This window comes from Amycolatopsis benzoatilytica AK 16/65 (genome assembly GCF_000383915.1).
GTDB lineage: Bacteria > Actinomycetota > Actinomycetes > Mycobacteriales > Pseudonocardiaceae > Amycolatopsis > Amycolatopsis benzoatilytica.
The window spans coordinates 3,655,795-3,673,660 of record NZ_KB912942.1 but is presented as its reverse complement, the minus strand read 5'-3'; the positions used below and the strand labels follow the sequence as shown (position 1 = coordinate 3,673,660).

The window sequence follows — 17,866 nt, the reverse complement described above, 5'->3', positions numbered from 1 at the left end:
GGCGACTAGAGCGATCGCTCTAGTCGCGAGGGTAGGCGGTCGGCAGGACGCGGTCAACCGGGGCGGCCTGGCTCACGGTCCGCTGTAGACCACCCGGTTGCCGTCCGGATCGGCGAGCAGCAGAACCCGGGCCCCGCCGCCGGGTTGCGGTCCGTCGTGGGCGATGCCGATTTCGCCGGCGCGTGCGGCGACGGTGTCGAGGTCGGTGTCGTCCAGGACGACGGTCGAGCGGCCCGCCCGGTCCGGTTCGCTCCAGACCTGCAAGCCGAAATCCTTGCCGAGGTGCCATTCGAGGAGGCCGGGCATCGGGCGGGCGTCCGGGCCCCGGCCGAACAGGCTCGCGTACCACTGCTCGGCGCGCTCGAGATCGGAGACGGTGCACTGGGCGAGCAAACGGCGGATCACGGCCGGTCCCTTCGTGGTGGTTGTGGTCTGCAAGCACTCTGAGTGCACCATAAGTGATAGCAAAATGCAAGCACTGAGTCTGGCCGGGGCCGCTGGCGATCGGCGAATCCGGTTCTGGTCCAGGCGAACCATGTCTTCTGCGCTGTCCGTGAAGGGCCCCTTCAGAGAATCTAAGTCCCTCAAGGGGCCCCTCACGGACACCCGGTCACGGACACCCGATCACGGACACCAGGTCACGGACAGCGGGTCCGTCAAGGGTCGGCCTTTTTCAGCCCGCGCCGCCACCGCGGGCTCCGGCAAAGTGCTCGACACTGTCCGTTGTAGACGGTCTGGTGTGGATGGTCCGGCCGGGCCGACTGGGCGGTATCTGGTCGCCGGGTCGGCAGTGTTTGATCTCCAGCCGGGCGGGCCCTCGTTCGCGGTGACTTCGGCTCGGACGAAGATCACGATTTCGGCGGTGGATCCGAAAGGGAAGCGAGTACGGGGAAAGCGACGTGCTTGTTCGCGTCGGTCCGGCTGTCGGGGAGGCGGCAGGGTGGGCGGGCCGGGGGTGGCGGTGGTCGAGGAATGGGGAGTGTTGGCGAATCCGCGGAGCAAGGTGCCCGCCGGGGCGGTCTGAGCGGGTCCGCGGCGGCCGGGACTGTCAAGTGGTGGAGGTCACGGGGGTGCCTGCCGGGCGGCAGGGGCGCTACGAAAGTGGGGATTCCGGGCGCGGCCGGCGGGGCGGCGATGCGGTGGTTCTGGCGGGTCGTGGCGGCTTTCTGCGCCGTGCGCGGGCAGCGGACCTGCGGTGGGAGGGTAGGCGGCCGGGCGGTCAGTGTGGCGATCTCGTTATGAACCGCGCGGTCGGTTGACTGCTGGACGGGCATCGGCGTGGGAGTATCCACCGCATCTGTACCTGAAGCGGGCGAAGCGGGTCCGAGGATCCGCCGTGAACGGAGCGGGGAAGGAGACGGGATGCTGATCGGGGTGCTCAAGGAGGCCCGGTCCGGCGAGACGCGGGTCGCGGCCACGCCGGAGACGGTGGGCAAGTTGCGCGGGCTGGGCTACCAGGTGGCTGTCGAGCCCGGGGCAGGGCTGGCCTCGGGGTTCTTCGACGAGGCGTATGCCGAGGCCGGAGCAACGATCAGTGCTGTCGCGGACGCGGACGTCGTGTTCGGGGTGAACGCGCCGTCCGACGAGCAGCTCGATGCGGTGAAGGCCGGGGCGACGGTGGTGAGCCTGCTGGCTCCGGCGTTGAATCCGGAGCTGGTGGAGGATCTGGCGAAGCGGCCGATCACGGCGTTGGCGATGGACGCGGTGCCGCGGATCAGCCGGGCGCAGTCGCTGGACGTGCTGTCCTCGATGGCGAACATCGCCGGGTACCGGGCGGTGGTGGAGGCGGCGCACGCGTTCGGGCGGTTCTTCACCGGGCAGGTGACGGCGGCGGGGAAGGTCGCGCCGGCGAAGGTGCTGGTGGTGGGTGCGGGCGTGGCCGGGCTGGCGGCGATCGGCGCGGCGGGGTCGCTGGGGGCGATCGTGCGGGCGACGGATCCGCGGCCGGAGGTCGCTGACCAGGTGAAGAGCCTGGGCGGGGAGTATCTGTCCATCGAGGACCCGAGCGCGGAGGTTTCCGCGACGGGGTATGCGAAGGAAATGGGCGACGACTACAAGGCGCGCGAGGCGCAGCTGTATGCCGAGCAGTGCAAGGACGTCGACATCATCGTCACCACTGCGTTGATCCCGGGGCGTCCGGCGCCGCGGATCATCACCGCGGAGATGGTCGCCTCGATGAAGGCCGGTTCGGTGATCGTGGACATGGCGGCGGCGAACGGCGGGAACGTCGAGGGAACCGTCGCGGGCGAACGCATCGTGACGGACAACGGCGTGACGATTCTCGGCTACACCGACCTCGCGGGCCGTCTTCCGGCGCAGGCGTCGCAGCTGTACGGCACCAACCTGGTGAACCTGATGAAGCTGATGACCCCGGAGAAGGACGGCCGGCTCGTGGTCGACTTCGACGACGTGGTGGTCCGGTCGATCACGGTGGTGAAGGGCGGCGAGCTGACCTGGCCGCCTCCGCCGGTGCAGGTGTCCGCGGCGGCGCCGCAGCCCGCGGCGGCGCCGGCGAAGAAGGAAGAGCCGGCGAAGGAGCCGATGTCGTCCGGGCGCAGGCTCGGCGTGGTGCTGGGGATCGCGGCGGTGTTCCTGCTGCTGGCGGCTCTCGCGCCGGCGGCGTTGCTGCCGCATTTGACGGTGTTCGCGCTGGCGATCGTGATCGGCTATTACGTGATCGGCCACGTGCACCACGCGCTGCACACGCCGTTGATGTCGGTGACGAACGCGATTTCCGGGATCATCGTCGTGGGCGCCCTGCTGAATCTGGTCAGCGGCAGCACGGTCGTGGTGGTGCTGGCGGCGGTGGCGACGTTGTTGGCGACGATCAACGTTTTCGGCGGGTTCGCGGTGACCCGCCGGATGCTCGCGATGTTCTCCCGCAGCTGACCTGAGAGGCGTTCTTCAGATGACTGTGCACACTGCCAGCCAGGCCGCCTACATCGTCGCCGGGCTGTTGTTCATTCTCGCGCTGGCCGGGCTGTCCCGGCACGAGACCGCGCGGGTCGGGAACTCCTTCGGCATCGCCGGGATGGTCGTCGCGCTGGTCGCGACCATCGCCCAGGCGGTGACCGGGAACATCACCGGGACCTCGGTCGCGCTGATGGTCGTCGCGATGGTGATCGGGGCCGGGATCGGGCTGCGGCGGGCGGCGGTGGTCGAGATGACCGGGATGCCCGAGCTGATCGCGCTGCTGCACTCGTTCGTCGGCCTCGCCGCCGTGCTGGTGGGCTGGAACGGCTACCTGCAGGTGGAATCCGAGCCGGCCGGGGGCGAAGCCGCGCATCTGGGCAGCATCGGCACCCTCGGCATCCACCACGCCGAGGTGTTCATCGGCGTGTTCATCGGCGCGGTGACGTTCACCGGGTCGATCGTGGCGAACCTCAAGCTGTCCGCGCGGATGAAGTCCGCGCCGCTCATGCTGCCGGGCAAGAACTTCCTGAACCTCGGCGCGCTGGTGCTGTTCGTGGCGCTGACCGCGTGGTTCGTCGCCAGCCCGGCGCTGTGGCTGCTGATCGTGGTCACCGTGCTCGCGCTCGCGCTGGGCTGGCACCTGGTCGCCTCGATCGGCGGCGGGGACATGCCGGTGGTCGTGTCGATGCTCAACAGCTACTCGGGCTGGGCCGCGGCGGCGTCGGGGTTCCTGCTGGAGAACGACCTGCTGATCATCACCGGGGCGCTGGTGGGCTCGTCCGGTGCGTACCTGTCCTACATCATGTGCAAGGCGATGAACCGGTCGTTCATCTCCGTCATCGCCGGCGGTTTCGGGATCGAAGCCGGGCCGTCGGGGGACAAGGACTACGGCGAGCACCGCGAGATCACCGCCGAGGGCGCGGCGGAACTCCTTACCGGAGCCTCCAAAGTGATCATCACCCCGGGCTACGGGATGGCGGTGGCGCAAGCCCAGTACGGGGTGGCGGAGCTGACCCGGAAGCTGCGCGACAAGGGCATCGAGGTCCGGTTCGGCATCCACCCGGTCGCCGGGCGCCTCCCGGGGCACATGAACGTGCTGCTGGCCGAGGCGAAGGTGCCCTACGATATCGTGCTGGAGCTGGACGAGATCAACGACGACTTCGCCAGCACCGACGTCGTCCTGGTCATCGGCGCGAACGACACCGTCAACCCGGCCGCGGCCGAGGACCCGGGCAGTCCCATCGCGGGCATGCCGGTGCTGACTGTGTGGGAAGCGGAGAACGTGGTGGTGTTCAAGCGTTCCATGGCCTCGGGCTACGCGGGCGTGCAGAACCCGCTGTTCTTCCGCGAGAACTCCGCGATGCTCTTCGGCGACGCGAAAGACCGCGTCAACGACATCCTCGCCGCACTCTAGGCGCCAGGCGCGACCAGCCGGCCGAGGCAGTAGTCCATTGTGGACTCTGCCTCGGCCGGGGCCGTGAACCACCGCAAGCGTCGACAACCGCCTTCGCCGCCGCGCCGGGCTGCGCTCTCCGGCGCAGCGGACGACGCTCGTCGCGGCGGCCGCTGAGCACCCGGAACGGGCGACTTCTCACCGAGTTCTCATCTTCTTCAGGGAGAGTGGACGTCGGGCGGAAGGAGGCCGCGGTGCATCTGGTCGTGGTCGATGACGAGGAGGCGGTCCGGGATTCGCTGTCCCGGACGCTGCGCTTCGAGGGCTACACCGTCTCGCTCGCCCGCGACGGGGCCGAGGGCCTCGAAGTCATCCGGTCCGAGAAGCCGGACGGCGTGGTGCTCGACGTGACGATGCCGGTGCTCGACGGCTTGGACACCTGCCGCGTCCTGCGCGCCGAGGGCAACTTCGTGCCGATCCTGATGCTGACCGCGCGCACCGGCGTCACCGACCGGGTAGCCGGTCTCGACGCGGGCGCCGACGACTACCTGGTCAAACCCTTCTCGCTGCAGGAGCTGCTGGCCCGGGTGCGCGCGCTGCTGCGGCGGGTCGAGTACGACTCCCCGCCGCGGCCCGCCGGGTCCGCGCTCGTGTTCTCCGACCTGGTGCTGGACCCGGACACCCGGGAGGTCCGCCGCGGCGACCGGCCGATCCGGCTGACCCGCACCGAGTTCGCGATGCTGGAGGCGTTCCTGCGGCACCCGCGGATCGTGCTGACCCGGGCGGCGATGTTCGACCAGGTGTGGGGCTACGACTTCGGCAGCTCGTCCAACGGCCTGGACGTCTACGTCAGCTACCTGCGCCGGAAACTCGAAGAGGGCGGCGAACCCCGGCTGCTGCACACCGTGCGCGGGGTCGGCTACGTGCTCCGGGACGACCCGCTGTGAAACGGCTGCGATGGCGGGAACGCTCACTGCGCACCCGGCTCGCCGCGATGGTCGCGCTCGCCATGGCCGTCGCGGTGGTCGCGACCTCGTCGGCCGCGTGGTTGCTGACCCGGGCGAACCTCTACCAGCAGTTCGACGCGCAACTGCAGACCTACGCGCAGGTCGCCGCGAAGGCCGCGAACCCCGCGGACGCGCTCGCCACCCTGCGCGCGGTGCAGCAAGGCAAACCCGGCGCGGACAGCGGCCAGACCGAGGCGGTGGCGGTCCAGTTCGTGGACGCGGCAGGGGCGAGCGCTGGCATCGCGGGCGCACCGGCTTTCCCGGTCGGCCCGCAGGCCCGCCTCGTGGCCAGCGGTGACGCGGCGCTCGGCTTCGACGTCGAACGCATCCACGGGGACCGCTACCGGGTGCGCAGCGTGCCGAAGACCGGCGGGGGAGCGGTGCTGGTCGCGCGCAATTCCGAGGGCCTGGAAAGAACTCTCGCCAAGCTCGGGGCCTGGCTGACGCTGGGCGGGCTGGTCGGCGTCGCCGCTGCCGCGCTCGCCGGACGCGCGATCGCCAAGACCGCGCTCCGCCCGGTCGCGGCGCTGACGCTCGCCGCCGAAGACATCGCCCGAACTCAGGAGCTGGCCCCCGGAATCGCCGTGGCGGGCAAGGACGAGCTGGCTCGCCTTGCCGACGCGTTCAACGAAATGCTCGGCGCGCTCCGCCGTTCCCGTGACGAACAGCGGCGGCTGGTCCAGGACGCCGGGCACGAATTGCGGACCCCGCTGACCAGCTTGCGCAACAACATCGAACTGCTGATCCACGCCGAAGGCCAGGACCGGGCGCTGCCGCCGGAGGACCGGACCCGCCTGCTCGCGGACCTCGACGTCCAGTCGGTCGAACTGACCACTTTGGTCGGCGAACTGGTCGACCTGTCCACCGGCGAGCGCGCGCCGGAACCGGTGGACCGGGTCGATCTGGCGGACGTCCTAGCCGCCGCGGCCGAGCGGGTGCGGGCCCGGTCGCCGCAGGTGGAGTTCGCCGTGTCGCTGGCGAGTGCCGAGGTGAAGGGCCAGGCCGGAGCGCTGGAACGAGCAGTGCTGAACGTGCTCGACAACGCCGCGAAGTGGAGCCCGCCGGGCGGGACGGTCACCGCCGAGGTGGTGCCGGATATTCCGGCGATCGTCGTGTCGGACCAGGGCCCGGGCATCGCCGAGGTCGATCTGCCGCACGTGTTCGAGCGGTTCTACCGGGCGGAAGCGGCGCGGTCCAAGCCGGGTTCCGGGCTGGGCTTGGCGATTGTGGAACAGGTGGTCGGCCAGCACGGCGGAACGGTTCGGGCCGGGGCGGCCGAGGGCGGGGGAGCGCGCATCGAGCTGGCGTTTCCGGCGGCGGGTCCGCGGCGGGGCCCGGCCGAACCCGCCCCGCCGGACGCTTCTTAACCGAACCCCGGGCAATTCTCATCGGCTTCTCATCCGGCGGGCACACCGTGAGACGGTGACCAGAAGCCTTGTCAGTGCCCCTCCCGCGAAGCGGCTCGCCTGGTGGGCGATCGGCCTCACGACGGCCGCGCTTTCGCTGATCGGCACGTTGTCCCTGGCCTTCGACCCGACCGTCGACCCCTACCGCGACCCGGTCAGCGACTACGCACTGCACCGGGCCGCCCGGATCTGGTTCGCCCTCGCCATCCTTCTGGTCCTGGCCGCCGGGGTCGTGCTCGCCGCGGCTGCCCGGGCCACTTCCCTGCCCGCCGGCCGCGCCACGATCGTCCTTTTCGGACTGTGGGGCGCCGCGTTGGTGGTCGAGCTGGTTTTTCAGGGAAACGCGACGGTCGGCGAATCGACATTCCACGGCACCGTCCACCGGATCGGCGGCGCGGTCCTTTTCGGAGCGTTGCCGCTGGCCTGCGCGTCGCTGGCACAACGGCTGCGCGCCCGTCCCGGCTGGGCGAAGACCACGCGCCGCCTCACCGGTTGTGCGATCGCGGGCCTGATCACCGCTGCCGGGTTCGGTGCCGCGCAGTTCGCCGCGACGCTGCCCGCCGGGTTGCTCGAACGCATCGCACTCACCGCGGAGCTGGTCATCCTGATCACCGGCGCGCGTGCGATCGGAGGGGCTCGCCGATGACCCTCCTGGCGATCGTTCTGGCGGCCGCTGCCGCTTGCTTCTTCGCTGCCGCCGTCCGCCTGCAGCACCGATCGGTCCAGACGGCCGACGCGACCGGCTTGCGCTTCGCCGGTGCCGTCCTGCGCAACCCGAGGTGGCTGGGCGGCACGAGCCTCGCCGTGCTGGGCGGTGCCCTGCATCTGACCGCGCTTTCGCTGGCGCCGCTCGCGATTGTCCAGCCGATCGGTGTTCTCAGCCTGGTCCTGACGGTCGGCTTCGGAAACCCGGATCGCACCAGCCGGGTAGTCGCCGCGACCGTCGCGGTATGCGCCGGAGTCGGCGGATTCGTCCTGCTCTCCGCCGCGTCGGTCGGCTCCGCCGCCGTTCCCGGCCTCGCTGTCGCCCAGCCGGTGCTGCTGCTCGGGGCAGGCGCGGCCGCCGTCGCGTGGTTTGTCCGAGGACAGGCGAAATGCCTGACCCAGGCCGCCGCCGCGGCAGTTCTTTTCGGGCTTGGCGCCGCGACGATGCGCGTCGCCGCCCTGCACCTTTTGCACGGAACCCCTGGGGCAGGCGTCCTGCTGGCCGCCGAGGCGGGCCTGCTCCTGCTGACCGGAGGCTGGCTGCTGCATCGCGCCTACGCGAGCGGACCCGCCGCGGTAGCCGTCGCCGCGACGACCGTCGTGGACCCGTTCACCGCGATCCTCGCCAGCGCACTGCTGTTCGGCGAGCGACCTTTCACCTCGCCCGTCGCCGCCGCCGTTCAAGCCGGGCTCGCCGCTGTCGCGATCATCGGCGTCGTTGTGCTGGCTTACGCGAAACCGTCACCTCGCACAGTTCAGGAGCGTCCCATGCCGCAGTCCCGGTTGCGTATCGTCATCGGCGCCGACACTTTCCCGCCGGACGTCAACGGCGCCGCCCACTTCGCCGAACGCCTGGCCCGCGGCCTGAGCGCGCGCGGCCACGACGTGCACATCCTCACGCCCGATCGCGCCGGGATTCCCGGCCAGGATGGCGGCTACACGATCCATTACGCAGCTTCCCACCGCACTCCCTTCCACGAGACGTTCCGCTTCAGCACCCCGCGCCGCGCCCGTCGCACCGCCGCCGAGTTGCTGTCCGAACTCCGCCCGGACGTCGTCCACGTCCAGTCGCACTTCTCGGTCGGCCGCGGTTTGCTGTCCGCCGCCGGAGAACGCGGCATCCCGACCGTCGCGACGAACCACTTCATGCCGGAAAACCTGCTCGGCTTCGTGTCGCTGCCGAAGCCGGTCGAGTCGGTGCTGACCCGCTGGGCCTGGCGCGACTTCGTCCGGGTCTTCCGCCGGGCCGGCGTCGTCACCACCCCGACCCCACGCGCCGCGCAACTGTTGGAGGAACACGGTTTCCCCGGCCCGGTAGCGGTAGTTTCGTGCGGAATCGACCTTGGCCACTACGCGCCGGTCGGACCTGCGCCCGCCGACGCCGTCCGGGTCCTGTTCGTCGGCCGCCTGGACGCCGAGAAGAACGTGGACGACCTCATCCGGGCCCTGCCGAAAGTCCCCTCGCTGCATGCCACTCTGATCGGAGACGGCTCCTGCCGGGCGGACCTGGAAGAGCTGGCGGCGCGAGCGGGCGTCGCCGACCGGGTGACGTTCCGCGGTTTCGTCACCGACGCCGAGCTGGTCCAGGCGTACCGGACGAGCCACCTGTTCTGCATGCCGGGCACCGCCGAGCTGCAAAGCCTGGCCACGATGGAAGCGATGGCCGCCGGACTCGCGGTCGTAGCCGCCGACGCGATGGCGCTGCCCCATCTGGTGGCCTCGGGCCGAACCGGCTGGCTCTATCCGCCGGGCGACATCGAGGCGCTGGCGGAGCGGCTGCTGGAGCTGACCGCCGACCCCGCCGTCCGCGCCCGGATGGGCCGAGCCGGCCAGGAAGCCGTTGCCCACCACGGAATCGCCCGCACGCTGGACGCATACGAAGACCTCTACGAAGCCGCCACCGGCGCACTCCCGCGCCCCCGCGTGACCGGCCAAGCGGCGTAGTGCCGGTGACCGCAGGCCAGCGCCCTTGCCGGACGCCCGAACCTCACGACACGGAACCGCCGCGGCGCCCCGGGCCGAAGCCCGCACCGCCGTTTGACGCCCCGCGAAAACAGCGTCTGGATCTCGCTTCGTAACGGTGCGGCGACAGCACCGGCCAAGGAGCAATCCAGAAACCTGGTGGTGAGAAATTTGCCAAAGCGCGCCATCGGGGTTGCGGAAAGGGGAGCTTCACGAAGGAACATCGAGGTCAAAGGAAGGCGGAAGCTAACCAACTGTCATCAATCAACGATGACACATAGTCGCGTACCCACTACCAAACCTCCTCACACGTGACCCGCCCCACTACCTCTGTACACCTGCTGTTTCCATTTCGTAATCTTCTCGAGCTTTCGCGGTGACTTGCGATCTACCCCGAGGATCAGCGGCCCGAAGCCACCGCAAACTGCCGCGCTCGCCGCCTCACCAGGTGCGATCCCGGCTGTCTCGGTGAGACAGCGAAGGAGCCGACCTACTGTGGGACGGCACAGCAAACCCAGCAAGACGAAGACTGTTCTGAAGCGCACCGGTGCGTCCGCTGCGCTCGCCGGCGCCACCATCGGCGGCATCGGCATCGCCGCCGCCGGCACCGCCAATGCCTTCCCCGGCCAGGCCGGGATCGTGAAGTGCGAAAGCAGCGGCAACCCCACCGCGGTCAACAACACCGCAGCCGGTCAGCGCGCCGGACGTCCGGCAGGCCTGTTCCAGATCGTCACGAACACCTGGCTGGCCAACGGCGGCGGCCAGTTCGCGCCGACCGCGGACCGGGCGACCCCGGCGCAGCAGCAGACCGTCGCCGACCGGATTTACGCGAAGCAGGGCACCGCGCCCTGGCAGTGCCACGGCGGCTCCGGCCCGGCCCAGTACGCGAACTTCGGCGGACAGAACGGCGGGTCGGCCGACACCGGCGCGGCTCTCCAGTCCCAGGCGAAGAAGGTGCAGCCGAAGGTCAGCGCCGAGGTCAAGGCGGGCCCGAAGCACGCGAAGCCGGCTCCCGCGCAGGCCAACGCGAACGGCTCGTACACCGTCGTCGCCGGCGACACGCTCTCCGGGATCGCCGAGAGCCTGCACACCCAGGGCGGCTGGAAGCACCTGCAGCAGCTGAACGCTCAGCAGGTTCCGAACGCGGACCTGATCCTGATCGGTCAGAAGCTCGTCACCCAGTGACCCGCTGACGGCCGGGTCCGCGTCGCTTTCCCCCGGGCGACGCGGACCCGGCCGTTTGACCATCCGCTCGACAGCCGCAGCGAGACCAGCCGTCGGCGCCGCGACCGGGGATTGCCGGTCGTAGCCGGGAGGATGCCTTGCCCCGCTTGGCAACTGCCCGGGTCTGAGGCGGTCGCGCCGGGAATTCGGTAGGTGCGCGCGGCCAGCGCCGCTAGCGTGGCGCGCATGGCCGACGTACGTGTGGGTGTCGTGTTCCGTCCGCAGTCACCGCCGGAAGAGCTTCGCGAGACCGTCCTCGCGGCCGACCGAGCTGGGATAGACGAGCTGTGGCTGTGGGAAGACTGCTTCCGGCAAGGCGGCCTCAGCAGTGCGGCCGCCGCGCTCGCGTGGAGCGAACGAGTCGCGGTCGGGATCGGCCTGATGCCGGTGCCGCTGCGCAACCCGGCGCTCGCCGCGATGGAGATCGCCACGCTGGCGAGGACGTTTCCCGGCCGGTTCCTTCCGGCCCTCGGGCACGGGGTGCTCGACTGGATGGGGCAGGCAGGCGCGCGAGCCGCCTCTCCGATGACTCTGCTGCGCGAGTACGCCGACGCCGTCCGGCAGCTGCTGCACGGCCAAACCCTCACGACGAGCGGCCGGTACGTGCAGCTCGACGCGGTCGCTCTGGATTGGCCGCCGCAGCAGATCCCGCCGGTGATCGTCGGCGGCCGCGGACCGAAAACGGTCGCGCTGGCCGGCGAGGTCGGCGACGGCGTGTTGCTGGATTCCCTAGTGGCGACGCCGGAGTGCGTCGCCGCGGAATCCGTCCGGGCCGCCGAGGCCGCGCGGGCGGCGGGGCGGGCGGAGCCGCAGGTGGTCGTGTTCGCCGAGATCGAGCCGAATGCGCCCGCGCTGGGCGACCGGGCGCGGGGGCTGATCGCGGAACTGGCGGACGCGGGTGCGACGTCAGTGGTGCTGCAGTGCACGGCAGAGCACCCGGACCCGGGGCCGCTGATCGCAGCACTGTCCGAGTGAGCCGTGACTGGCCGCGGCGGGCGTGAGGGAAACAGACCCGCCGTCGCGCCGGTGCTGCTTGAGCATCTGTAGCCCGCGTTCAGAACCAATGCCAGGGACTCAAGGCGGCGCTGTGAGTGCGGTTTCGCCGGGTCTGCCCAGCGTGAAGGGCCCGGCTGGCCGGGGCCATGCGGGCGGCGGGAGCGGGAGTTGTGGTCCGTGAAGGGCCCCTTGCCGGACTTGGATTCCCTCAAGGGGCCCTTCACGGACTTGGAGAAACGGTCACACCTCGACGGCGCGGCTTTGCCCTGCTCCGGATACCCCGCCCCCTCGCGGATCACGCCTCGGTCCGCTCGTAGCAGCCCAGCCCCGGCGACCGCCGCGCCCCGCCAGATCTGCCCGAGCCGCCCGGATCTGCCCGAGCTGCCCGATGAACCGGCTCGGCCAGGCCGCTACCGCGCCGGTTCGAGACCGGCGACGAGGTTGAACGCGCCGGTCAGGTGGTTCAACGACACCAGGCCGACGACGTCCGCCAGCACCCGGTCCGACCAGCCGTGCTCCCGGAGTCCGGCTAGATCGTCCTCCGAAATGGCCGCCGGTTCGGCCAGCACTCGCATCGCGTACCCGATCAGCGCGGCTTCGCGAACGTCGGTCGCGGTTGCCTGCCGGGCGAGCGCGATGTCCAGTTCGGACAGTCCAGCGCCCCGGCCGGCCTCGGCGTGCGCGTCCAGGCACAGCGCGCAGCCCAGCCATTCCTGCACCGCCAGCGAGATCTTCTCGCCGAGCGCCCGCGGCAGCTTCACCCGCTTGATCGCCCGCGACAGCTCCAGATACCCCTGCAGCAGCGCGGGGGAGTGGGCCATCGCCGAGACCATTGGGCCGGCCGGTCCGGCGAGCCCCTCCAGCAGCTGCCGCGATTTCTCCGGCGCGGCGGCCGGGGCGAGCGGGGGGATGCGGGACATCGGAACTCCTCCTGGTTTCGGTGTTGACTACCCTACCCCCCTAGGGTATCAATAGGATCATGAGCGAGTCGCACGGAACAGCCGGACCCCACGGCTACAGCGGAGAAAAAGAGGGCTATCTCAAGCGCCTGCGGCGGATCGAAGGCCAGATCCGCGGGCTGCAGCGGATGGTCGAAGAGGACAAGTACTGCATCGACATCCTGACTCAGGTGTCGGCGGCCACGAAGGCGCTGGAGGCGGTGTCGCTCGGGCTGATGGACGAGCACCTGAACCACTGCGTCGCCGAAGCCGTCGCCAAGGGTGGCACCACGGCCGAGGACAAGATCCGCGAGGCGAGCGACGCGATCGCGCGGCTCGTTCGTTCCTGAAGAATCCGATACTCAGCAAGGAGAACACCGTGAGCGAGCAGATCTTCACCGTCACCGGCATGACCTGCGGCCACTGCGTCCAGTCGGTCACCGAGGAGGTGGGCGCCGTCGCCGGCGTCACCGGCGTCGAGGTCGACCTGCCCACCGGCAAGGTGACCGTGCGCGCCGCCGAGGAGATCGCGATCGCGGACGTGCGCGCCGCGGTCGAGGAAGCCGGTTACCAGCTGACTGCCTGAGCAGTCGGTCTTCGGACTGCGGGCCTGGCCCGCGGTGAGGAATGAGGACATGAACACTGCAGCGAAGCTCTCCGCCTACGGGGTAGCTCTCGCCCTGGTCGCCGGTGGCGGCTGGGGAGTGGGCACCGCTGTCGGTCCCTTCTCCGGCCCGGCCGGGGTGCACGGCGCTGAGGGCGCCGGGCACGGGGACGCTCACAGCGGCTCCGTCGCGGAGGCCGCGAACACCGACCAGCCCGGCGGGCTGGCGTCGTCCAGGGGCGGTTACACCCTCGCGCCCACCAGCACGACGCTCACGCCGGGAAAGACCACGCCCTTCGCCTTCCGGATCGTCAAGGACGGCGCGCCGGTGACCGCGTTCGACGTCGAGCACGAGAAGCAGATGCATTTCATCGTGGTCCGCCGCGACACGGCCGGCTACCAGCACCTGCACCCGACGCTCGGGCCGGACGGCGCCTGGACGGTGCCGCTGTCGGTCAAGGACGCCGGCAGCTACCGCGCGTTCGCCGACTTCACGCCGGCTCGCGGCACCGGGACCACGCTCGGCGTCGACCTGGCCGCACCGGGCGACTTCCGCCCGGCCGGCTACCCGCCGAGCAGGACGTCCACTGTGGACGGTTATCGGGTGACGCTGGCCAGCGATCTGGTGCCCGGCCGCGCGTCCAAGGTGACCGCGACGGTGACGCGCGACGGGGCGGAAGTGACGGACCTCCAGCCGTACCTGGGCGCCTACGGGCACCTGGTGGCGCTGCGCGGGGGCGACCTCGGCTACCTCCACGTGCACCCGGACGGCGCGCCCGGCGACGGGAAGACCGCGGCCGGACCGGCGGTGAGCTTCGTCGCCGAAGTCCCGTCGCCCGGCAGCTACCGGTTGTTCCTGGACTTCCGGCACGGCGACGCCGTGCACACCGCCGAATTCACCGTGCAGGCAGGAGGGAACGGATCATGACCACCGACGTGACGAGCCGGTCCGGCGAGGTCGAGCTGGCGATCACCGGGATGACCTGCGCGTCGTGCGCGATGCGGATCGAGCGGAAGCTGAACAAGCTCGACGGCGTCACCGCCACCGTCAACTACGCGACGGAAAAGGCGAAGGTCGTCTACTCCGGCGACATTGAACCGCAGCAGCTGGTCGAGCAGGTCGAGGCGGCCGGTTACGGGGCGGCGCTGCCCTCGGTTCGGGAAGATGAGCCTTCCCCGGTCGAAGAGGACGCGACGCGGCCGTTGCGGCAACGGCTGATCGTCTCTGCGCTGTTGTCGGCACCTGTGATCGTGCTCGCGATGGTGCCGGCCCTGCAGTTCACCTACTGGCAGTGGATCTCGCTGGTCCTCGCCGCGCCGGTGATCGTCTGGGGCGCGCTGCCGTTCCACCGGGCGGCGTGGGCGAATCTGCGGCACGGCGCGGCCACCATGGACACGCTGATCTCGATGGGGACCATCGCCGCGTTCCTGTGGTCGTTGTACGCGCTGCTGTTCGGTACCGCGGGCGTGCCGGGCATGACGCACGCGTTCGAGCTGACCGTGCAGCGGATGGCCGGCGACGGCAATATCTACCTCGAAGTCGCGGCCGGGGTGACGACGTTCATTCTCGCCGGCCGGTACTTCGAAGCACGGTCGAAGCGCCGGGCCGGCGCGGCGCTGCGGGCGCTGCTGGAACTGGGCGCGAAGGACGTCGCGGTCCTGCGGGACGGCCGCGAGCACCGCATTCCGGTGGACCGGTTGCAGGTCGGCGACCGGTTCGTGGTCCGGCCGGGCGAGAAGGTCGCGACCGACGGCGTGATCGAGGACGGCAGCTCGGCGGTCGACGCGAGCATGCTGACCGGCGAGAGCGTCCCGGTCGAGGTCGGGCCGGGAGACGCGGTGGTCGGTGCCACCGTCAACGCGGGCGGGCGCCTCGTCGTGCGGGCCACCCGGGTCGGCTCGGACACTCAGCTGGCCCAGATGGCGAAGCTCGTCGAGGACGCGCAGACCGGAAAGGCGCAGGTCCAGCGGCTGGCGGATCGGGTGTCGGCGGTGTTCGTGCCGATCGTGATCGCGCTGGCGGTCGGCACCCTGGCGTTCTGGCTGGGCGCGGGCGACTCGGTGTCGGCGGCGTTCACCGCGGCGGTCGCGGTGCTGATCATCGCTTGCCCGTGCGCGCTGGGCCTGGCCACTCCCACCGCTCTGCTGGTCGGCACCGGCCGGGGCGCGCAGCTCGGGATCCTGATCAAGGGGCCGGAGGTGCTGGAGTCGACGCGGCGCGTGGACACCGTCGTGCTGGACAAGACCGGCACCGTCACCACCGGGCAAATGTCGCTGGTCGAGGTGTACACCGCGGACGGCGTGGAAGCGGACGAGGTGCTGCGGCTGGCCGGTGCGCTGGAGGACGCTTCGGAACACCCGATCGCGAAGGCGATCGCCCGTGGCGCCCGTGAGAAGGTCGGCGAACTGCCGGCCGTCGAGGACTTCGTGAACGTGGAAGGTCTTGGCGTGCAGGGGGCAGTGGCCGGGTCCGCCGTCCTGGTCGGCCGGGTCGCGCTGCTGGAACAGTGGAGCCAGCACTTGCCGGCTTCGCTGGTCTCGGCGGTCGCCGCAGCTCAGGAACAGGGCCGGACCGCGGTGGCGGTCGGCTGGGACGGCCAGGCGAAGGCGCTGCTCGTCGTCGCGGACACCGTCAAGCCGACGTCCGCCGAGGCGATCGCCCGGCTGCGGGAGCTGGGCCTGACCCCGATCCTGCTCACCGGGGACAACGAGGCCGTGGCCCGCTCGGTGGCCGCCGACGTGGGCATCGACGAGGTGATCGCCGAGGTGCTGCCGAAGGACAAGGTCGACGTCGTGCGTCGGCTGCAGGACGAAGGCAAGGTCGTGGCCATGGTCGGCGACGGCGTGAACGACGCCGCGGCGCTGGCGAAGGCCGACCTCGGCCTGGCCATGGGCACCGGGACGGACGCTGCGATCGAGGCCGCCGATCTGACCCTGGTCCGCGGCGACCTGCGGGCCGCGGCCGACGCGATCCGCCTGTCGCGGCGCACGTTGCGAACGATCAAGGGAAACCTGTTCTGGGCGTTCGCGTACAACGTGTTGGCGCTCCCGCTGGCCGCGGCGGGATTGCTGAACCCGATGCTCGCGGGCGCGGCCATGGCGTTCAGCTCGGTGTTCGTGGTGAGCAACAGCCTTCGGCTGCGCGGGTTCCGGGCGGTTGGCTGAGGGCGTCGCTTGCGAAAGCGGTCCTGTCTCGGGAGAGGCAGGGCCGCTCTCGTTGTGCGCCGACGGAGACAGCACAGTCTTGCTCCGGGGAGCTGGACTGTTCCCGTCCTGGAGCCCGGGGTACGCGGCCGCGGAAGCGGTGGCGTGCCTCGCGCGGGAGGAACAGTCCGCGGTGGAATGCGGCGGCGCGGGTAGCGGTCAGAGAAGAGCCCGCCGGAGCATTGTGGTGTCGAAGCCGCCGTCCGTGCTGGCTAGGAGGGCAGGGCTGTTGACGGGTCGGCCGTGTCCGCTTGGAGCGCAGCGGCTCCTGACTGGCTGTCCATCCGGGAGAGCCGGGCCGGCGGATCGGCGCTATTCCAGCGCCTCGAAGAACCGCTCCAGCGGCGCCAGTCACTGCTTCGGATCACCCCGGAATGCCGTTCTCGCGGGTAGTGGCCTGCGCAAATGGTTTTAAGGGACCCCCTGTTCGAGGGGGGTTTCGGGGCGTGTAATCTTCTCCGAGTCGCCAGGGAGACCGGGTGGCCGCCGGGGCACGAACCAAGCTCTCGCCGGGAAGGCGATTGAGTGGGTGTCCCACCAAAAACTGCTAGGAATGATGCTTCGGTGTCGGTCGTCCTTGAGGGGGCGGTTGGTGTCGGGGTGTGTTGCTTGAGAACTCAACAGTGTGCTAGTGAACTAAGCCAGTAGAGCTTTTTATGAAACCCCCTCGTCGGGGTTTCCTTTGAGAAGATATGGTTGAGAATAGTCTCGATCGAACTTTACAGCATTGTTGGAGAGTTTGATCCTGGCTCAGGACGAACGCTGGCGGCGTGCTTAACACATGCAAGTCGAACGCTGAACCGGTTTCGGCCGGGGATGAGTGGCGAACGGGTGAGTAACACGTGGGTAATCTGCCCTGCACTCTGGGATAAGCCTGGGAAACTGGGTCTAATACCGGATATGACCACTGGAGGCATCTTTGGTGGTGGAAAGTTCCGGCGGTGCAGGATGAACCCGCGGCCTATCAGCTTGTTGGTGGGGTAATGGCCTACCAAGGCGACGACGGGTAGCCGGCCTGAGAGGGTGACCGGCCACACTGGGACTGAGACACGGCCCAGACTCCTACGGGAGGCAGCAGTGGGGAATATTGCACAATGGGCGCAAGCCTGATGCAGCGACGCCGCGTGAGGGATGACGGCCTTCGGGTTGTAAACCTCTTTCGCCAGGGACGAAGCGCAAGTGACGGTACCTGGATAAGAAGCACCGGCTAACTACGTGCCAGCAGCCGCGGTAATACGTAGGGTGCGAGCGTTGTCCGGAATTATTGGGCGTAAAGAGCTCGTAGGCGGTTTGTCGCGTCGGCCGTGAAATCTCCACGCTTAACGTGGAGCGTGCGGTCGATACGGGCAGACTTGAGTTCGGCAGGGGAGACTGGAATTCCTGGTGTAGCGGTGAAATGCGCAGATATCAGGAGGAACACCGGTGGCGAAGGCGGGTCTCTGGGCCGATACTGACGCTGAGGAGCGAAAGCGTGGGGAGCGAACAGGATTAGATACCCTGGTAGTCCACGCTGT

At 69.9% G+C, this 17,866-nt stretch carries 14 protein-coding genes and 1 other annotated feature (1 of these 15 cut by a window edge); of the genes, 12 read left to right on the top strand and 2 right to left on the bottom strand.

Translation table 11 applies throughout. From position 1 onward, the window contains the following. Positions 1-72: 72 nt before the first annotated feature. Complete coding sequence (locus tag AMYBE_RS0116735; protein WP_020660537.1) at positions 73-405, bottom strand: VOC family protein; 333 nt, start codon at positions 403-405, stop codon at positions 73-75. Positions 406-1,362: 957 nt separating this feature from the next. Between AMYBE_RS0116735 and AMYBE_RS0116730 the strand changes: the two genes are divergently transcribed. The 8 genes from AMYBE_RS0116730 (at position 1,363) to AMYBE_RS0116695 (ending at position 11,585) form a co-directional block, all read left to right on the top strand. After that, positions 1,363-2,889 (top strand): Re/Si-specific NAD(P)(+) transhydrogenase subunit alpha, encoded by a 1,527-nt coding sequence (locus AMYBE_RS0116730; RefSeq protein WP_020660536.1) that lies wholly within the window; start codon positions 1,363-1,365, stop codon positions 2,887-2,889. Between the two features lie 19 nt (positions 2,890-2,908). After that, positions 2,909-4,327 (top strand): Re/Si-specific NAD(P)(+) transhydrogenase subunit beta, encoded by a 1,419-nt coding sequence (gene pntB, locus AMYBE_RS0116725; RefSeq protein WP_020660535.1) that lies wholly within the window; start codon positions 2,909-2,911, stop codon positions 4,325-4,327. A 233-nt stretch (positions 4,328-4,560) separates the two neighbouring features. Next, complete coding sequence (locus AMYBE_RS0116720; protein WP_027927729.1) at positions 4,561-5,253, top strand: response regulator transcription factor; 693 nt, start codon at positions 4,561-4,563, stop codon at positions 5,251-5,253. Beyond that, a complete protein-coding gene (locus AMYBE_RS0116715; RefSeq protein WP_020660533.1) occupies positions 5,250-6,680 on the top strand; it encodes a sensor histidine kinase in 1,431 nt (476 codons plus the stop codon). The genes AMYBE_RS0116720 and AMYBE_RS0116715 overlap by 4 nt, the downstream gene beginning before the upstream one ends. A 55-nt stretch (positions 6,681-6,735) precedes the next feature. Beyond that, positions 6,736-7,365 carry a DUF998 domain-containing protein gene (locus AMYBE_RS0116710; protein ID WP_020660532.1) on the top strand — a complete coding sequence of 210 codons (630 nt, stop codon included), beginning with the start codon at positions 6,736-6,738 and terminating at the stop codon, positions 7,363-7,365. After that, positions 7,362-9,368 carry a glycosyltransferase gene (locus AMYBE_RS43675; RefSeq protein WP_020660531.1) on the top strand — a complete coding sequence of 669 codons (2,007 nt, stop codon included), beginning with the start codon at positions 7,362-7,364 and terminating at the stop codon, positions 9,366-9,368. The genes AMYBE_RS0116710 and AMYBE_RS43675 overlap by 4 nt, the downstream gene beginning before the upstream one ends. Before the next feature lie 513 nt (positions 9,369-9,881). After that, positions 9,882-10,571: a LysM peptidoglycan-binding domain-containing protein gene (locus AMYBE_RS0116700; RefSeq protein WP_020660530.1), complete on the top strand. Its 690-nt coding sequence runs from the start codon at positions 9,882-9,884 to the stop codon at positions 10,569-10,571. A gap of 225 nt (positions 10,572-10,796) precedes the next feature. After that, positions 10,797-11,585 (top strand): LLM class flavin-dependent oxidoreductase, encoded by a 789-nt coding sequence (locus AMYBE_RS0116695; protein WP_034288702.1) that lies wholly within the window; start codon positions 10,797-10,799, stop codon positions 11,583-11,585. A 431-nt stretch (positions 11,586-12,016) separates the two neighbouring features. Here AMYBE_RS0116695 and AMYBE_RS0116690 read toward each other — a convergent pair whose 3' ends face one another. Continuing rightward, the gene (locus AMYBE_RS0116690; RefSeq protein ID WP_020660528.1) at positions 12,017-12,526 is read right to left on the bottom strand and encodes a carboxymuconolactone decarboxylase family protein; all 510 of its coding nucleotides are present in this window, start codon (positions 12,524-12,526) and stop codon (positions 12,017-12,019) included. 59 nt (positions 12,527-12,585) lie between these two features. Between AMYBE_RS0116690 and AMYBE_RS0116685 the strand changes: the two genes are divergently transcribed. The 4 genes from AMYBE_RS0116685 to AMYBE_RS0116670 are packed head-to-tail and all read left to right on the top strand — an operon-like array spanning position 12,586 to position 16,313. Then, positions 12,586-12,894: a metal-sensitive transcriptional regulator gene (locus tag AMYBE_RS0116685; RefSeq protein ID WP_020660527.1), complete on the top strand. Its 309-nt coding sequence runs from the start codon at positions 12,586-12,588 to the stop codon at positions 12,892-12,894. 29 nt (positions 12,895-12,923) lie between these two features. Beyond that, the gene (locus tag AMYBE_RS0116680) at positions 12,924-13,130 is read left to right on the top strand and encodes a heavy-metal-associated domain-containing protein (protein ID WP_020660526.1); all 207 of its coding nucleotides are present in this window, start codon (positions 12,924-12,926) and stop codon (positions 13,128-13,130) included. A 49-nt stretch (positions 13,131-13,179) separates the two neighbouring features. After that, positions 13,180-14,076 carry a hypothetical protein gene (locus tag AMYBE_RS0116675; RefSeq protein WP_020660525.1) on the top strand — a complete coding sequence of 299 codons (897 nt, stop codon included), beginning with the start codon at positions 13,180-13,182 and terminating at the stop codon, positions 14,074-14,076. Further along, positions 14,073-16,313 (top strand): heavy metal translocating P-type ATPase, encoded by a 2,241-nt coding sequence (locus AMYBE_RS0116670; RefSeq protein WP_020660524.1) that lies wholly within the window; start codon positions 14,073-14,075, stop codon positions 16,311-16,313. The genes AMYBE_RS0116675 and AMYBE_RS0116670 overlap by 4 nt, the downstream gene beginning before the upstream one ends. A gap of 766 nt (positions 16,314-17,079) precedes the next feature. Continuing rightward, positions 17,080-17,866, top strand: a sequence feature (16S ribosomal RNA rRNA prediction is too short); it runs 138 nt beyond the window's last position.